The 17,029-nt window shown below is 63.0% G+C and carries 14 protein-coding genes; 12 read left to right on the plus strand and 2 right to left on the minus strand.

The annotated features are described in order from the left end of the window. Window positions 1–407 precede the first annotated feature (407 nt). Window positions 408–1,541: an ornithine/lysine decarboxylase gene (odc2, locus tag NKJ17_RS09415; protein ID WP_352506312.1), complete on the plus strand. Its 1,134-nt coding sequence runs from the start codon at window positions 408–410 to the stop codon at window positions 1,539–1,541. Window positions 1,542–1,802: 261 nt separating this feature from the next. After that, window positions 1,803–2,366, plus strand: coding sequence for a GNAT family N-acetyltransferase (locus NKJ17_RS09420; protein ID WP_352688095.1), 564 nt, complete (start codon window positions 1,803–1,805; stop codon window positions 2,364–2,366). Between the two features lie 60 nt (window positions 2,367–2,426). Here the strand turns inward: NKJ17_RS09420 and NKJ17_RS09425 are convergent, their stop codons facing one another. Continuing rightward, window positions 2,427–2,711 (minus strand): SCP2 sterol-binding domain-containing protein, encoded by a 285-nt coding sequence (locus NKJ17_RS09425; RefSeq protein WP_352688081.1) that lies wholly within the window; start codon window positions 2,709–2,711, stop codon window positions 2,427–2,429. 334 nt (window positions 2,712–3,045) lie between these two features. Between NKJ17_RS09425 and NKJ17_RS09430 the strand changes: the two genes are divergently transcribed. From NKJ17_RS09430 to NKJ17_RS09440, 3 genes are all read left to right on the plus strand, one after another. Next, a complete protein-coding gene (locus NKJ17_RS09430) occupies window positions 3,046–4,788 on the plus strand; it encodes a chloride channel protein (protein ID WP_502906535.1) in 1,743 nt (580 codons plus the stop codon). 149 nt (window positions 4,789–4,937) lie between these two features. After that, window positions 4,938–5,357, plus strand: a complete 420-nt coding sequence (locus tag NKJ17_RS09435; RefSeq protein ID WP_352688085.1) for a DOPA 4,5-dioxygenase family protein — start codon at window positions 4,938–4,940, stop codon at window positions 5,355–5,357. Between the two features lie 368 nt (window positions 5,358–5,725). Continuing rightward, entirely contained in the window at window positions 5,726–6,742 is a 1,017-nt protein-coding gene (locus NKJ17_RS09440) for an aminopeptidase (RefSeq protein WP_352688096.1), read from the plus strand. A gap of 401 nt (window positions 6,743–7,143) precedes the next feature. Here the strand turns inward: NKJ17_RS09440 and NKJ17_RS09445 are convergent, their stop codons facing one another. Continuing rightward, a complete protein-coding gene (locus NKJ17_RS09445) occupies window positions 7,144–9,996 on the minus strand; it encodes an ATP-binding protein (protein ID WP_352506308.1) in 2,853 nt (950 codons plus the stop codon). A 224-nt stretch (window positions 9,997–10,220) separates the two neighbouring features. On the opposite strand from NKJ17_RS09445, the gene NKJ17_RS09450 reads away from it, so the two are divergent. From NKJ17_RS09450 to NKJ17_RS09480, 7 genes are all read left to right on the plus strand, one after another. Next, window positions 10,221–11,582 (plus strand): epoxide hydrolase family protein, encoded by a 1,362-nt coding sequence (locus NKJ17_RS09450; protein WP_352506307.1) that lies wholly within the window; start codon window positions 10,221–10,223, stop codon window positions 11,580–11,582. 87 nt (window positions 11,583–11,669) lie between these two features. Next, complete coding sequence (locus NKJ17_RS09455) at window positions 11,670–12,098, plus strand: DUF6130 family protein (RefSeq protein WP_352506306.1); 429 nt, start codon at window positions 11,670–11,672, stop codon at window positions 12,096–12,098. Then, window positions 12,095–13,429 carry an epoxide hydrolase family protein gene (locus NKJ17_RS09460; protein ID WP_352506305.1) on the plus strand — a complete coding sequence of 445 codons (1,335 nt, stop codon included), beginning with the start codon at window positions 12,095–12,097 and terminating at the stop codon, window positions 13,427–13,429. Before NKJ17_RS09455 ends, NKJ17_RS09460 begins: the two co-directional genes overlap by 4 nt. Before the next feature lie 49 nt (window positions 13,430–13,478). Further along, window positions 13,479–14,075, plus strand: a complete 597-nt coding sequence (locus NKJ17_RS09465; protein WP_352478279.1) for a VOC family protein — start codon at window positions 13,479–13,481, stop codon at window positions 14,073–14,075. A 72-nt stretch (window positions 14,076–14,147) separates the two neighbouring features. Beyond that, on the plus strand, window positions 14,148–15,266 hold the full coding sequence (locus tag NKJ17_RS09470; protein ID WP_352688088.1) for a redoxin family protein: 1,119 nt from the start codon (window positions 14,148–14,150) through the stop codon (window positions 15,264–15,266). A gap of 43 nt (window positions 15,267–15,309) precedes the next feature. After that, a complete protein-coding gene (locus tag NKJ17_RS09475) occupies window positions 15,310–16,329 on the plus strand; it encodes an alpha/beta fold hydrolase (protein ID WP_352647727.1) in 1,020 nt (339 codons plus the stop codon). A 56-nt stretch (window positions 16,330–16,385) separates the two neighbouring features. Further along, window positions 16,386–16,805, plus strand: coding sequence for an Ohr family peroxiredoxin (locus NKJ17_RS09480; protein WP_112563035.1), 420 nt, complete (start codon window positions 16,386–16,388; stop codon window positions 16,803–16,805). Window positions 16,806–17,029 lie beyond the last annotated feature (224 nt).

Raw genomic sequence — 17,029 nt, forward strand, 5'->3', positions numbered from 1 at the left:
GGTGTCCGCCGATCCTCGAATGGTGAGGGCAATCGGTAAGGTAACTGGAGCCAACCCCTCCAGTCGGTTTAGCGGCCAACCGCCAACCGAGGACACCTTGAAGCAACGACGGTGCGGGCCTTTCTGGTGTTCTGCCGGTCGTCCAAAGACCGGGGTTACTGAAGAGGCACACCTTCATTGCCGGCAGTGCGGACGGGTCTCCCATCCAAGCCAAGGCAGACAAAGCGAACCGAGGCCGGGCAAGGCCAAGGTTCACCGCCGCGAGACGGCGCTTCATGGTTCCGGGGTCTCCACCGGCTGGTTCCATGGATTTGACGTCCCGCCTTTGTCCACCGCGTGTTCGCGAGGCCGAGAGCCCGCGTCCGCAAGCCTTTGTGCGCGCCGAAAGGCGCTGATGGAGAGACCCGATGGCTACCCAGCGCATCCTTGACTTTCTCGCCACCCGACGTCCAAACGGCCCGTGCCTCGTCGTCGATCTCGATGTCGTGCGCGACAATTTCCGCGCCTTCGAGAAGGCGCTTCCCGATTCCAAGATCTACTATGCGGTGAAAGCAAATCCGGCGCCGGAAATCCTGCGCCTGCTTGCTGCGATGGGCTCGTCCTTCGACACCGCTTCCGTTGCCGAAGTCGAGATGGCGATGGACGCCGGTGCGCCGGCGGACCGCATCTCCTTCGGCAACACCATCAAGAAGGAGCGCGACATCCAGCGCGCCTACCAGCTCGGCATCCGGCTGTTTGCGGTGGACTGCGTCGAGGAAGTCGAGAAGATCGCACGCGCTGCTCCCGGCGCCCGTGTGTTCTGCCGCGTCCTGACCGACGGCGAGGGCGCCGAATGGCCGCTGTCGCGCAAGTTCGGCTGTGTGCCGGCGATGGCGGTCGATGTGCTGCGCCATGCCAAGGCGCTCGGCCTCGACGCCCATGGCGTGTCGTTCCATGTCGGCTCGCAGCAGACCGACCTGACTGCCTGGGATCGCGCGCTGGCCGATGCCAAGAAGGTGTTCGCGACGCTGGCCGACGAAGGCATCGTGCTGAAGATGGTCAATATGGGCGGCGGCTTCCCGACCCGCTATCTCAGGGATGTGCCGGTGGCGCAGGCCTATGGCCAGGCGATCTTCTCGGCGCTCAGGAAGCATTTCGGCAACGCCATCCCCGAGACGATCATCGAGCCGGGCCGCGGCATGGTCGGCAATGCCGGAGTGATCAAATCGGAGGTCGTGCTGATCTCGAAGAAGGCCGACAACGACAATGTGCGCTGGGTGTTCCTCGACATCGGCAAGTTCGGCGGTCTCGCCGAGACGATGGACGAGGCGATCCGCTATCCGATCGTCACCGCGCATGACGGCAGCGAGACCGCGCCTTGCGTGCTCGCCGGCCCGACCTGCGATTCGGCCGACGTGATGTATGAAAAGACGCCGTATCCGCTGCCCTTGTCACTGACCATCGGCGACGAGGTGCTGATCGAGGGCACCGGCGCCTACACGACGACCTACGCCTCGGTCGCCTTCAACGGCTTCGAGCCTCTCCGATCCTACGTGATCTGAAGGCTTCGGCCCTCAGATCACCCCGAGGTGGGCGCCTTTCGCCTGCCCGGGTTCGCCTGTGGAACAGATCTCCGCTCGTGAAGGATCGCGGAAATGGACATTGTAGATTTCATTGTTGAAGGCGCCTGGCTGGTCTCCCCCCTTGAGGGGGAGATGGCCGCGAAGCGGCCAGAGGGGGTCGGTTCGGCTGCGTCGACCTCTCTTGGACTGTGCGGGGCCAGCGCTTCACGCGCGGCAACCCCCTCTGTCGCCTGCGGCGACATCTCCCCCTCAAGGGGGGAGATAACCGGCGCTTTTGCGATCGTCGCCGAAACTGCGGCAGATATTGCATCGCGCGAGGCTTTGCTCGATCGCGCCATGGGGCCGAAGCGCCGGAAAAAGTCGTCGGAAAAGCTGCGGCGCGGCCGCCGGCCTTCGGAGGGCCTGGCCTTTGTCGCGCGCGACGCGTCGGGCACTGTTGCCGGCACGGTACGGCTGTGGGACGTGGTACTGGGCGAAGGCGGCAAGACAGCGTTGCTGCTCGGCCCGCTTGCGGTCGACCCGGCGCTCAAGAATGCCGGCATTGGCTCGGCGCTGATGCACCACGCGATCGCTGAGGCCGCGCGCCTTGGCCATGCGGCGATCCTGTTGGTCGGCGACGCGCCCTACTACAAGCGCTTCGGGTTCTCGGCCGCGAAGACCGGCCCTCTGGCCATGCCGGGACCTTACGAACGGCACCGCTTGCTGGCGCTGGAACTGGTGGAAGGCGCGCTCGACGGCGCGCAAGGCACGCTGAAGGCGGCCGGGCGCAAGCTGAAGGCACAGCGGCTGCCGCTCGCTGCGTGACGGATCAGAAACAAGCCGCCCATTGCACGGCGGCTCGTTTTCATCCCGGACCGGAGTGGATCAGCCGATCAGCTGGCTGAGCGCCATGGCGACGCTCATGTCGCCTTCGACCTTTATCTTGCCGGACATGAAAGCCATGGTCGGGTTGAGATCGCCTGAGATCAGCGAGTCCAAATCGTCGAGCGACAGCTTTATCGTGCAATCGGCCGGCGCATCGGTGGTCGAGACATCGGCGCCGTCGATGACGATGACGCCGTCGCTGCCGGTGTCGAATTTCACGGAGCGATCGAACCCGGCGCTCGCCACGCGCGACTTGATCTTGTCGGCAATCTCCTGAACGCCCATGGCGGTTCTCCTCGTCTCGTTGCGTTTGTCGCACATTGGCACTTCGATCCGCGACACTTCGATCTGGCCGAAGTCGCCGTCTTGCGCATTTCGCGATCACGGTCGCCGGCGCATATAGCTTCGGGTTGACGTTTACGTCAACGCGGCTCCCCGAGATGAAGATGGGGTTTATCGCCGCAGCATCACGCGGGCATGACACCTTGGCGGCCGGCATGTTGCCATGCGATGTTGCCGAGGGTATCAGGCACCACTCCCCCCTTGGATATCGGCGAGCCGCCCGGTGCTTTCCAGAAAAGAACCGCCCAGAAACGAACCGCAAGTCTATGCCCGCCGGTTGCGCGCGGTGCTGATCAGATCTATCCCGCTGCTCGAGGCACGCGGCATTGCCGTGGTCATTCTGGCGGCCCTGGTCGGGATGATGGCGGGTGCGCTGGTCACCGGCATGAGCGGACTGGTGCAGGTCCTGCATGGGCTCATGTTCGGCGTTCAGCCCGGCGGTCGGCTTTCGGCGATGTTTTCGCTGCAAAGGCCGGAGCAGGCGCTGATACCGGCGATCGGCGGCATCCTGCTCGGGCTGACGGTGATCTGGCTGAGAAAGCGAAAATTCCGCACGCCGGTCGATCCGATCGAAGCCAATGCACTTTACGGCGGCCGCATGTCGCTGACCGACACCTTCATCATCGCCGGGCAGACGATGATCTCGAGCGGCTTCGGCGCTTCGGTCGGGCTCGAGGCCGGCTATACGCAGGTGGGTTCGGGCCTGGCGTCGCGGCTGGCGCGCCTATTCAGGCTGCGCCGCAACGATGTCCGCATCCTGGTCGGCTGCGGTGCCGCCGGCGCGATCGCCGCCGCTTTCGACGCGCCGCTGACCGGCGCCTTCTACGGGTTCGAGCTGGTCATCGGCATCTACTCGGTCGCCAATGTCGCGCCGGTGATGGCCGCCGCGATCTCAGCCTCGCTTACCGCCGAGGTGTTCGGCGGCGTGCCGTTTCCGCTGGAACTCGCCGGTTTGCCGCAGCTCACCGTCAGCCAGTATCTGCCGTTCATGCTGCTCGGGCTTCTGGGCGGCGGCGCTTCCATCGCCATCATGCATCTGGTGAGCATGATCGAGCGCGTCTTTGCGCGGCTGTCGATCGACGCCTCGCTGCGCCCAGCCATCGGCGGCGTGATGGTCGGGCTGATGGGGCTGGTCACGCCGCAGGTCCTGTCCAGCGGCCATGGCGCGCTGCACCGCGAATTCGCAATGAATTACGGGCTGGCCGTGGTGGCCAGCGTCTTCGTGCTGAAGCTGGCGGCGTCGGCGATCTCGCTCGGCTCCGGCTTCCGTGGCGGCTTGTTCTTTGCCTCGCTGTTCCTCGGCGCGCTGCTCGGCAAGATGTTTGCCGGCGCTATGGCATTCGTCTCGCCGGCGACCGGCATCGACCCGGCCGTCGCCGCGGTCGTCGGCATGACCTCGCTCGCCGTAGGCGTCGTCGGCGGCCCGTTGACGATGACCTTCCTGGCGCTGGAATCGACCCGTGACCTGACGCTGACCGGCGTGGTGCTGGCCGCCTCGCTCATGGCGGCGATCCTGGTGCGCGAAACTTTCGGCTATTCCTTCTCGACATGGCGTTTTCACCTGCGCGGCGAAACCATCCGCAGCGCGCATGATGTCGGCTGGATGCGCAGCCTGACTGTCGGCTCGATGATGCGAAAGGATGTCCGCACCATCGACGCCTCGACGACGCTTGCGGAATTCCGCAAGCAGGTGCCGCTCGGTGCCTCGCAGCGCGTCATCGCGGTCGACGCCGACCTGCATTATGTCGGCGTGCTGATCGTCGCCGAATTGCACAGCCATTTGTCGGATGACGAGATGCCGGTGCTGTCCTTCGTCAAGTTCAAGGACGCGGTGCTGGTGCCGAGCATGAACGTGCAATCGGCCGCCGAGACTTTTCAGCGCGCCGGCGCCGAGGAATTGGCGGTGGTCGAGGATTTCACCGACCGCAAGGTGGTCGGGCTGCTGACCGAAGGCCATCTGATGCGGCGCTATGCCGAAGAACTCGACAAGGCGCGGCGCGATCTGTCGGGCGAGGGGTAGCGCACGTGACAGGCCAAGTCTTGGTCATCGATGGTAGTGAGACGGTTGTCCCGGTTTTCCCCCCTAAAGACGCGGCATCAACGCTGCCTCGACAAGGTCGGCCTTCCATGCTTCGGGTTCGCCGGTAATCATCGAAGGAGAGCATCAAGGTGAACGAAAACACCAAAAGTCCAAGGCCGCTTTCGGAAATTGTCAGCTATCACGCGCACATCTACTATGACGGGCAGGCCGAGCGGCAGCATGCCGAATGGCTGCGCCTGCGCATCGGCGAGCGTTTCCGCGTGCGCCTGGGCAATTGGCGCGACGAGCCGGTCGGCCCGCATCAGCAGGCCATGTACCAGGTCTCCTTCGCCACCGGGATTTTCGCTACGCTGGTCCCATGGCTGATGCTGAACCATGGCGGCCTGAGCATCCTCATCCACCCCAACACCACCAACCCCAAGCGCGACCATCTGGTCGACCCGATCTGGATAGGGCGGCCGTTGGGGGTGAAGGGCGAGGTGCTTGGCGAGGAGGATGAGGCGGAGGAGGCGCTGGAGGTGAATACGCAGCCGACGTTGGGGGTGTAGCAGGGCAATCGCGTAGGGCAACCAAGGTCTTCGCTCTACGAGTACCCCCACCCCTAACCCCTCCCCACAAGGGGGAGGGAAACTTCTGTTGGCGCTGACCTCGGCAAATTGCATGCCCTTTCAATGCCAAGGAGGACGTAAAGGTGCGCGGCAGCGTTCCCTCCCCCTTGTGGGGAGGGTTAGGGTGGGGTCCTCCTCGCAAGAATCTCATATGCGGTTGTCGGGGCGGGCGAAGAGTGCGGTAACTTTGGGCCGGTGTCTGCTTGACGAAGATCGGTGCTCTGTTTGAGAACGGGAGCTGCATGGGCAGACAAGCAAGCGGTGGGCAAACTGTGAGGCGCGTTCTTCGAATACTGGCCGCGCTGACCATGGCGTTCGGGGTGGCCGGCTGCACAAGCATTTCCTACTACGCGCAGTCGCTGGAGGGTCATATACGCATCATGGCGGCGCGCAAGAATATTGGAAGACTGATCCGTGATCCTTCGACGCCCACGGCATTGCGCAGCAAGCTGACGTCGGCGAGCGCCATAAGACAATTCGCGACAGATGAACTGGCCCTGCCGGACAACAGCAGCTACCGCAGCTACGTCGACATCCACCGGGACGCTGTGACCTGGGCCGTTTTTGCCGCGCCGCAATTCTCGCTCGCGCCGAAAACATGGTGCTTTCCGGTTTTCGGCTGCGTTCCGTACCGGGGTTACTTCTCCCGGAAATCCGCGACGGACAGCGCTGTCGCGCTTCAGAGACAGGGGCTGGACGTCTACGTCACAGGCATCACCGCCTATTCCACGCTGGGCTGGTCCAGCGACCCGCTGCTCAGCACCATGCTTCGTCAGGACGACACCTATCTCGCAAGCCTTGTCTTTCATGAACTGGCCCATCAGCGCCTCTATGTGGAGGGCGATTCCGCATTCAACGAGGCTTTCGCGGTTGCCGTCGAAACCACCGGCACAAGGAAATGGCTCCGCGCCGCCGGCGATCGGGCCGGATTGCGCCGCTACGAAGTCGCTCGCAAGCGCAACGCCGATTTTCTCAAACTGGTGGCGAAAACGCGCGACGAGCTGGCCCAGGTCTATGGAAGCCCCCGTACCCCGCGGCAGATGGCGGCCGCCAAGGCAGCGGCGATCGACACCCTGCGGCTGCGCTACCGGCACATGCGCGACCGGCGCTGGGCCGGATACCGGGGATACGACCGCTGGTTTGATACGCCGATCAACAACGCCAAGCTCGCCGCGACTTCCGTCTACGGCGAACAGGTTCCGGCATTCCTTCGCTTGTTCGACCTGTGTTCAGGCGACTATCCAAGGTTCTACGCGTCTGTTCGACGGATTGCGGATAAACCGTCCCGCGCCGAAGCGCTGAAGGCGGTGAATAGCTGTGAGTGACTTGAACAAGCAGCGGGCCGGACATTCTCATCCACCTCAACACCACCAACCCCAAGCGCGACCGTCTGGTCGACCCGATCTGGATCGGGCCGGCCGCCGGGGTGAAGGTGAGGTTCTCGGCGAGGACGATGAGGCGGAAGAGGCGCTGGAGGTGAATACGGAGCCGACGCTGGGGGCGTAGGGAGGCGGGGTAGCCCTTCGGTATGTGAGGTTCGGCGTCGGAAATCGCGTGTGCCTGCAGTGCAGTTCAGGCTGGCATGACCGGCCGCTTTGCGCCCATTCCAGTCACTACGACAGCGCCGTTCCTTCGCCAAAAGCGGCCATCACGAAATTCACAGGCCAAGCAACTTTACTCCCAAAGCAGAGGTCATCATCAGTGAAAGAAGTTTCGTTGACGATTGCTACCTCAGCGTAGCCAGAAGGTGCTCGGCAGCCTTAACATCCGCAGTGTCCTGGCCCTCAACGAAATGCTCCACGACTGGTTGCAAGAGCTCGCGAGCGCTATCCGCCTCCCTTCGCCCGGCCATCAGCGTCGCCATGTCGGTTGCGGTTCGCAACTCCCATGCCCGTGCGCGCTGACTTCGGCTCAACTCCAGTGCCTGCATGAGGTAGGCGGCAGCTTCATCACGGTTGCGCTCCGACTGGAGAAGGAGGCTTCCCTTCATCCGGAGCAACTCCGGGAGGTACAATTGATCGCCGTTCTGTTCGACTTGACCAAGCGACTCGTCGATCAACGCAATGGCTTCATCAACCTGACCGGTCGCGGACAGTCCCCTAACTAGCGAGAGATTGAGCGGCGTCGTGAGCAATTCATAAGGCGCCGCGTGGAGCTTCTGAAGAGATGTCTGCAGGCCCTCGACGCCGCTTTTTGCATCGCCGTGACGGATCGCGACTTCGCTTTTGAAGCCCCGACCGACCAGCAGGTAAGGAGTCATGGAATGGGATTCCGCGCGGGCGATGAGCATATCTATGTACGCCTCGGCGCTCTTCAGGTCGCCGGTCCAAAGGAAGACCGATATCGCCCAGATCAACGCGATCGCCAACGTTAGAGAATGATCCATGGCGGCAGCCTCTTCGACGGCCTGTCGGGCGTGTGCCATGGCTTGATCCGGATGGCCTTGTAGCCAAAGGTTCCTCGCCAGGATGGCCCTGGCCAGGATTTTGCCTTCGAACCCCAGATAGATCGTCGTGGTCCGCTGGGAGCGCGGCCCACGGTCGAGCGCCGCCTCCAGCTCTGCGCGGGCCTGCGCGAGGTCGCCTCGCAGGTGGAGCGAGATGCCCAGAATCGAGTGTGCCAGCGCGCTGGCGACCGAGTCGTCCAAGGTCGCGGCTGTGGCTGAACAACGCCTTGCAAACTCAAGGGCGGTTGCGAAATTGCCCGTCCGCAGATGGAACATGTTGAGCGGACCCAACAGACGCACCCGGTCCAGCGGATCGCCGCGCTCCTCGGCGATCGCCAGGCTCCTCTCCAGAGCTACGCGCGCCCTGTCGCGTCCTCCCCGCATGAACATGAAGGACACGCCGAGGGCTGCCTGAAGATGCATCTCGTCAAGTCCGCCGCGGGCGGCATCGTCGAAAGCGAATATTGCTCTTTCAGACCAGCGATGACACTCCGGCAACAAGGACATTGCCAGGAAAACCGGCGCGACAGCGGTGGCGAGTCCGAGGCCGATGTCGGCGTTTCCGCTGTCGCCGAAGCACCATTCCAAGGCAGCCCGGACATTGTTGATGGCGGCGAAGTGAGGCGCCCGCTCCTCACCGGTCGCCAGGCTTGGCCACTCGATCCCGGTCTGCTCCAGCCATCTCCGATAGTAGGCGGCGTGGCGCACTGCCAGATCGGCAGCCTCGGCGTCATCGATCGGGATGTCGAGAACGTAGGCGCGCGTCGTATCGAGGAGCCTGTAGCGCATCATTGCTCCGACCGGACGCGTCGCCACGATCGATTTGGCGACAAGACTGTCCATGGCGCCAAGGACGGTCGATCGGTCGAGGGTCGCGCTCGTCACCACCTCCAGTGCAGCATCGAGCGTGAAATGACCGACGAATACAGCGAGCCTGCGAAGCACCACGCGCTCAAGGTCGGTCAGGAGCCCCAAGCTCCAGTCTAGTGTCGCCTGCAGGGTTTGCTGACGCGGCGGCGCGGTCCGCGAACCGAGCCACAGCAGTGTCAGGCGTTGATCAAGAAGCGCGGCGGTCTGTTGCAGCCCATAGGATTCGACGCGCCTGGCCGCCAGTTCGATGGAGAGCGCCACGCCGTCGAGCTTTCGACAGATGCTTGCGATGAGCAGGGCTTCCGCATCGCTGACGTCCAAACGAGCGCCGCCTGCCACCGCTCGTTCGACGAACAGTTGGGTGGCCGGGAAGGTCTGGACAATGGCCGCCGTTAGTCCAGGTTCGTCGGGCGGATAGGCAAGCGCATCCAATCGATAGATATGCTCGCCCTCAACCCGAAGCACCTCGCGGCTCGTTGCCAGAATGTGGACCTGTGACGTCGCATCGACGATGCTTGCTGCCAAAGGCGCCACCGCATCCAAGAGATGCTCACAGGTATCGAGGATCAAGAGAATCCGCTTGTTGCGCAAGTAAGCGATTAGGTTGGGCGTGGCATCTTCTGTTTGAACGGACAGCCCAAGCATCGAGGCGACGGCTGTCGTCACCAGACCGGGATCACCGATCATTCCCAGATCGACGAACAGAACTGCCCCATAAAATGCGTCGATCAGATGATGCCCGACTGCGATCGCGACGGTGGTTTTACCGACACCGCCGGCGCCAACGATGGTGACGAACCGCGAAGCATTCAGCTGCGCCGACAGCTTGAGAACGTCCTCATCCCGCCCGACCATTCTGCTCAAGCGGTTTGGAAGATTCGCATGCGGAAACCCAGCGGCGATGAATGGGGCTTCGTCGTGTGTGCTTGATCGCGAGACCGGTGCAACGAAGCAATAGCCGCGCCCCGGAAGCGTCGCGATGTAACGCGCGCCATCCTTTCCATCGCCCAGCGCCTTGCGCAGCCCGGTCATGTGGAACCGCAGGCTGCCTTCCTCGACAACCACATCGGGCCAGACCCGCGACATCAGATCCTTCTTGCTGACGACTTCATTCGGCGCGGAAGTCAGGACGATGAGAATTTCAAGGGCGCGCGAGCCCAGCTCTACGGGAGCGCCCTCTCTTGTCAGGAGCCTTTCACCCGCAGCCAAGCAGAAAGGGCCAAACGACAATCTGTCTTTGGCCTGACTTGCCGTTATCGTCATGGCGTCTCTTCTTTTGGGAGCCGCCTGCACCCAGCGCCTCAGTTTAAGTCAAGGAACGCTCCCGCACCATAGGGAGTCTCCACTGTCTGGCCCCTCCTATCTGCTCAAAAAAGCGGCTGGCGGGCAGCGACTAACAAGAGCTCACGACGCATAACGGGCTAATCCCATCTCCCGGGGGTACGTCAAGCAGTGCAGATCGGATCCATCAACCCCAGGAGAGTCCCATGGACACGACCAGAACCTCCGAAACAATCGACCAGGATCGCCGGCGACTCTTGGGCACTGCCGCGGTCGGCATCGCCGCCGCAGGCGCCGCGAGCCTGCTCCCGTCACAAAAGGCCGCCGCATCAACCAGCGATGGCATCCGCCCTTTCACCGTTAGCTTCCCGCAGGAGGAGCTCACCGAGCTTCGCCGGCGCATCGTCGCTACGCGCTGGCCCGAGCGCGAGCTCGTCTCCGACGAGGCCTCCCGGCGGATCTGGTCGACCCCTGCGACGGTAGGGCCAACGCAGGGCGTGCAACTCGCCACGATGCAGAAGCTCATGCAGTATTGGGGAACGGAATATGATTGGAGCAAATGCGAGGCGCGGTTGAAGGCGCTGCCGAATTTCGTCACCGAGATCGACGGCCTGGACATCCACTTCATCCACGTGAAATCCAAACATCGGGGCGCACTGCCTGTCATCATCACGCATGGCTGGCCCGGTTCGGTCATCGAACTCCTAAAGATCATCGATCCGTTCACCAATCCCACTGCGCACGGCGGTACCGCGGCCGACGCGTTCGACGTGGTGATCCCGTCGATGCCGGGCTACGGCTTTTCCGGCAAGCCCACCGAAACCGGTTGGGATCCGGGGCGCATCGCGCGGGCGTGGATCGTGCTGATGAGACGCCTCGGCTACGACCGCTACGTCGCGCAGGGCGGCGATTGGGGAGCACTCATCACGGAACAGATGGCCCTGATCGCACCTCCCGAGCTGGTCGCCATCCACACGAATATGCCGGGGACCATTCCGCCGGAGATCGTGAAGGCGCTAGCCTCCGGCGGTCCGCCCCCCGCTGATCTTGGCCCCGACGAGAAGCGTGCCTACGAGCAGGTAGCGTTCTTCTACAAAAACGGCCTGGGCTACGCCAACGAGATGGCTCTTCGTCCGCAAACTCTCTACGGGATCGTCGATTCACCGGCCGGCCTGGCGGCGTGGATCCTCGATCACGATGCGGATAGTTATGCGCTGATCGCCCGTTCCTTCGATGGAGAGCCGGAGGGCCTTACCCGCGACGACATCCTCGACAACATCACGTTCTACTGGCTGACGAACACGGCGATCTCGTCGGCGCGTCTCTATTGGGAACATACGCAAACGGCGAAGGCCGGCTTCTTCGACGCCAAGGGCATCACAATTCCCGTCGGTGCGACTGCGAACCCCAGCGAAATCTACACCGCACCGAAGAGTTGGACCGAACGCGCGTTCCCGAAGCTTCTGCACTATGGCCGCACGGACAAGGGCTGCCATTTCGCCGCCTGGGAGCAGCCGAAGAGTTTCACCGATGAGGTGCGCGCAACATTCAAGACGTTGCAGACATGACGTGTTGGCGGGGGATGGCGCGCCGGACGCGCGTCATCTTCCGCCCAGCGATAGCTGCGTAGCGAACCTCCGAAGGGAGCGACTGCAATGAACCCCCTCATCAAGACGCTCGCCGCACTCGCGGCTTGCACCGTGCTCGCCACGGGCGCGTTTGCCCAGAGCACGGTCGTTCCCATCGACAACGAGCCCGCACCCAAGCTGATCGTGGAGCCGCCGCTTCCGGGTCCGCTGGTCGGCGGCGTCGTGTTCATCCCGTACCGGGTGGAGAACTTGCGCATCCTGCCTGTGGGCGGGGCGGCCGCGCGCAACGTGTCTCCGCGGGTCGGGCATCTGCACGTCACTGTCGACGACCTGCCTTGGGCGTGGGCGGACTACGGTCAGAGCAACACCATCATCTTGGTGGGCATGCCAAGCGGCCAGCACATGGTGCTGATCGAGGTGGTGGATCCAGAAGGCAAAGTCTTCACCAAACAAACGGTGACGTTCCACACTCCGGACAAGACGGTGCAGCCATGAGGCTCGACCAACTGGCGGCCGTGCTGGCATTCGGGCTTTGCATCCTTTCCGCGCCCGCCTCCGCCAACCCGGTTGAGGATCGCTCGATCCGGCCCTTCAAAGTCTATGTGCCGCAAGCGCCGCTCGATGATCTTCGCAGTCGCATTGCGCAGACACGGTGGCCCGACCGGGAGACGGTCGATGACCAGTCGCAGGGCATACAGCTCGCGAAGATCAGGCCGCTCGTCGAGTATTGGGGCACGGCCTACGACTGGCGGACAGCGGAAGCGAAGCTGAATTCCCTGCCCCAGTTCATGACCACGATCGACGGCGTGGAAATCCACTTCATTCACGTTCGCTCGAAACATCCCAATGCCCTGCCGCTGATCATGACGCATGGCTGGCCCGGCTCGGTGCTCGAACTGCTCAAGACCGTCGGCCCGCTCACCGATCCCACGGCGCATGGCGGTAGCCCGGAAGACGCGTTCGACCTCGTACTGCCGTCGTTGCCGGGTTTCGGCTTCTCCGGCAAACCCACAGATACTGGCTGGGGTACAGACCGCATTGCACGAGCCTGGGCAGAGCTGATGAAGCGCCTTGGCTACACAGATTACGTCGCCCAGGGCGGCGACTGGGGCTCTCCCGTTTCGAATGCAATGGGACGTCTGGCCCCGGCAGGCCTGCTCGGCATTCATGTCAACCTGCCGGCTGTCGTACCGCCAGAGATTGCCGCGGTGCTCGCCGCCGGCGGACCGGCGCCGTCGGGGCTCACGGACAAGGAGCGCGCGGCGTTCGATGCGCTCAGCATGGCCGCCAAGATGGGGAACAGATCCTACGCCACGATGATGGGCACCCGGCCCCAGACGATCGGTTACGCCATCAATGACTCCCCCGCAGGGCTCGCCGCTTGGATGCTCGGACATCCGGGCTTTTCGGGCTGGACCTACGACAAAAGCGACCCTGAAAAGTCGCCTGACGAAGTGCTGGACGATATCACGCTGTACTGGCTGACGAACACCGCCACCTCGTCCGGGCGAATTTACTGGGAGTACGGCGGCGGGCGCAGTCCCGTTTTTGCCGGCGCTGAAAAGACCAGCGAAGTCTCGCTGCCGGTGGCCATCACGGTCTTTCCGGGCGAAGGCTATCGGGCCCCCGAGACCTGGGCCCGGCGCGCCTACCCCAACCTGATCTACTTCCATGAGGTCGACAAAGGCGGCCACTTCGCCGCGTGGGAGCAGCCGGAGCTCTTTTCTGCCGAGTTGCGCGCCGCGTTCAGGCCGCTGCGGCAAACCAAACAACCACCTCACTCGAAAGGAACGACAAATGTCTCAAACCATGAAAACGCCCCATGACGAAAAGCGCGAAACTGCGACCGGGACCCTCAAAAAGCAGGCGCTCGACATGAAGCTCGAGGTCGTGGTCATCCCCGTCTCGGACGTCGATCGCGCCAAGAGCTTTTATAGCGGCCTGGGCTGGCGGCTCGACGGCGATTTCGTCGTCGGCGATACGTTCCGGGGTGTGCAGTTCACACCTCCGGGCTCGCCTGCCTCGATCCACTTCGGCACGGGGATCACGACGGCGGCGCCCGGCTCGGCAAGCGGACTTTATCTTGTCGTGTCGGACATCGAGGCGGCGCGCGTCGAGCTCATTGGCCACGGCGCCGAGGTCAGCGAGGCGTTTCACCGCACAGGTCCCGGCAGGCCGGCGGTCAAGGGGCGCGATCCCGAGCGGCGCAGCTACTCCTCGTTCGCGACGTTCAAGGACCCGGACGGCAACGAATGGCTGCTGCAGGAAATCACCACCCGCTTTCCCGGCCGGATCGACTCCAATGTCACGACCTACGCTTCCGGAGCGGATCTTGCTGCCGCGCTGCGACGCGCGTCGGAGGCCCACGGCGAGCACGAGAAGCGCAACGGCGGCCAGCGCGATGAGAACTGGCCGGACTGGTACGCGGAATACATGGTGGCTGAGCAGGCCGGCAAAGAGCTTCCGCTTTGAAGGATTCAGCGCGCAGCGCGCCGCCGAATCGTCTGCGCGGCGATATCGATCGAAACTGAAAAGGCGTCGTCGATGAAAGCAACCAAGCTGCTCGTCGCCGTGGCGCTCGCACTGGCAATCGGAGCTCCGATTGCCAGTTTTCTGGGAGACACGAATGTGGCTCAGCCGATAGCCTCCGCACCGATGAGGGTTCCGTTTCTTCACGGACTTTTCTCCCTCCAGTTTGAGGGTCAATCCGAGCTTGCTTCGCTTGGCGTGGCGAACGAGTGGATAAATTCGCCGCCGCTGACGCCGTCGGCTTTGCATGGCAAGGTCGTCCTCATCGATTTCTGGACCTACACCTGCATCAACTGGCTGCGCACGCTTCCCTACGTTCAGACCTGGGACGAGAAATACCGGAAGCATGGTTTGGTGGTGATCGGAATCCACGCGCCGGAGTTCGCGTTCGAAAAAGACCTGAACAACGTGCACCGGGCGGTGAAAGACCTGGGGATCGATTACCCGATCGCCGTCGACAATGACCATCTCATATGGCGGGCTTTCAGCAACCAGTACTGGCCGGCACTCTATTTCGTCGATTCGCGAGGACGCGTCCGGTATCACCACTTTGGCGAGGGCTCATACCAACAGTCGGAAATGGTCATCCAGGAATTGCTGACTGAGGCTGGCGCCGGCGGATTCGACCGTGAGCCTGTGTCGGTGGATGCCCGCGGCATCGAAGCCGCGGCCGATTGGGAGACCCTCAAGTCTCTGGAAAATTATCTCGGCTACGAACGCACCCAGAATTTTGCCTCCGCCGATGAAGCGGTCTTGGACGCGCCGCACATCTACGACGTGCCGGCGCGACTACGCCTGAATGAGTGGGGGCTGTCTGGCAGTTGGACGGTAAGGAAAGAAACCGCCGTACTGAACAAGTCCGATGGCCGCATCGCGTACCGTTTTCACGCGCGCGACCTTCATCTGGTCATGGGTCCGGCAGCGCCGGGAACGTCTGTGAGATTTCGCGTGCTGATCGACGGACAGCCGCCAGGCACGGCTCACGGCATCGACGTCAATGAAAAGGGCGAAGGCGCAGTGACAGAGCAGCGCCTGTACCAACTGATCCGACAATCGAAACCCATCATCGATCGGCAGTTCGAGATCGAGTTTCTCGACTCAGGCGTGGAGGTCTTTGCATTCACGTTCGGCTGATCGCCCGCGCAAGGATAGAGGTTCCCAAATGCATTCGCTCAATATTCCGGATGAGATCGACCAAGATCGCCGTCGGTTCTTTGGCGCCGCCGCGATGGCTGTCGCCGCCACTCAGTTCGGCCTGATCGGCCCGGCACAAGCGCAACAGACGACTGGCGAGCCTGCGGCGTCCTTTGGGCCCTTGAAGCGGATCGAGGCCGGCGTGCTGAGGGTCGGCTATGCGGAACTTGGACCGACCGACGGCCCGCCCGTCATCCTGCTACATGGCTGGCCGTATGACATCCACACCTATGCCGATGTCGCTCCCCTGCTTGCCGCAAAGGGGTACCGCGTGATTGTGCCCTACCTGCGCGGCTACGGCACTACGCGCTTCCTGTCGAACGAGACGATGCGCAACGGTCAGCAGTCTGCGATTGCCGCGGACATTGTCGCCCTGATGGACGCACTGGCCATCGAAAAGGCGACGATTGGCGGCTGCGACTGGGGCGCCCGCACCGCGAACATCATTGCTGCACTATGGCCTGAACGCTGCAAGGCGATGGTCTCGGTGAGCGGCTACCTCATCGGCAACCAGCAAGCCGGCAAGCTGCCGCTGCCACCCAAGGCCGAGCTGCAATGGTGGTATCAATATTACTTCGCCACCGATCGCGGCCGCGCCGGCTACGAGAAATACACACGGGATTTCGCCAGGCTGATCTGGCAACTCGCGTCGCCGCAGTGGAATTTCGACGATGCCACATTCGAGCGCAGCGCCGCAGCCTTCGACAATCCCGATCACGTGGCCATTGTGATCCACAATTATCGCTGGCGGCTCGGACTCGCCGACGGCGAGCAGCAATACGACGCGTTCGAGGAGCGACTCGCGCAGGCACCGGTCATCGGCGTGCCGACGATCACCCTCGAAGGTGACGCCAATGGCGCGCCGCATCCGGACGCCAGCGTGTACGCCACGATGTTCCCGGCCAGATACGCGCATCGGGTCGTCACCGGCGGCATCGGGCACAACCTGCCCCAGGAAGCGCCGCAGGCCTTTGCCGATGCAGTTGTCGAAGCCGACGCCTGATGGAGTTCGCGGCAACCGCCCAAGCGGCGGTTACCGCTACCAGCAAAAGAATGCCAATGAGCCACATCGCAAGGGTTGTCTATACGGCCAGGACCGCAACCACGGGCAGCCGCGAAAATGGCGCCTCGCGCAGTTCCGACGGCCTTCTGGACATCTGGCTATCGACGCCTGGATCGGCGCGCATCGGCACCAATCCGGAGCAGTTGCTCGCGGCCGGCTGGTCGGCCAGCTTCGCAAGCGCAATCGCATCTGCGGCCCACGAACGAAAAATCGCGCTGCCTGCAGGGATGAGCATCGAGGCCGAGGTGAATCTGAACTACGGAGAAAACGGCCACTTTCTTAGCGTCCAACTGGATATTGCCGTGCCGAGTCTGGAGCGCGATGTGGTACAAATTCTGGTGGATGAAGCGCACGAGATTTGTCCCTACTCCAAAGCGACACGGGGCAATATCGATGTCATAATGAGGATCGTCTGATTTGACCTACATCGCTCTTCGGCGTTGAAGCTTTTGGCACCTCGCTCCCAGTCTGTTCCGGGTCAGATCATGATCATGCCCACATCGACGTGAATGTCCGCTTTCGATATCCGCGGGCTCGAAGCTGCCGGTCCGTTGTCGTGAAGAGTTTCGGGCGCCGGCAGGCGTACGAAAGTCCCCGAGGAAGGAACCCGCGGGCCACAGGCGATGGTTATGGGGATTTC

Origin of the sequence: Mesorhizobium sp. M0208, assembly GCF_040322015.1 — a bacterium.
GTDB lineage: Bacteria > Pseudomonadota > Alphaproteobacteria > Rhizobiales > Rhizobiaceae > Mesorhizobium.

Bases quoted from the DNA above. Each gene is read 5' to 3' on its own strand.
- odc2 (WP_352506312.1), top strand. From the start codon at position 408: ATGGCTACCCAGCGCATCCTTGACTTTCTCGCCACCCGACGTCCAAAC.
- NKJ17_RS09425 (WP_352688081.1), bottom strand. From the start codon at position 2,711: ATGGGCGTTCAGGAGATTGCCGACAAGATCAAGTCGCGCGTGGCGAGC.
- NKJ17_RS09440 (WP_352688096.1), top strand. From the start codon at position 5,726: ATGGCGTTCGGGGTGGCCGGCTGCACAAGCATTTCCTACTACGCGCAG.
- NKJ17_RS09445 (WP_352506308.1), bottom strand. From the start codon at position 9,996: ATGACGATAACGGCAAGTCAGGCCAAAGACAGATTGTCGTTTGGCCCT.
- NKJ17_RS09450 (WP_352506307.1), top strand. From the start codon at position 10,221: ATGGACACGACCAGAACCTCCGAAACAATCGACCAGGATCGCCGGCGA.
- NKJ17_RS09455 (WP_352506306.1), top strand. From the start codon at position 11,670: ATGAACCCCCTCATCAAGACGCTCGCCGCACTCGCGGCTTGCACCGTG.
- NKJ17_RS09460 (WP_352506305.1), top strand. From the start codon at position 12,095: ATGAGGCTCGACCAACTGGCGGCCGTGCTGGCATTCGGGCTTTGCATC.
- NKJ17_RS09465 (WP_352478279.1), top strand. From the start codon at position 13,479: ATGAAGCTCGAGGTCGTGGTCATCCCCGTCTCGGACGTCGATCGCGCC.
- NKJ17_RS09470 (WP_352688088.1), top strand. From the start codon at position 14,148: ATGAAAGCAACCAAGCTGCTCGTCGCCGTGGCGCTCGCACTGGCAATC.
- NKJ17_RS09480 (WP_112563035.1), top strand. From the start codon at position 16,386: ATGAGCCACATCGCAAGGGTTGTCTATACGGCCAGGACCGCAACCACG.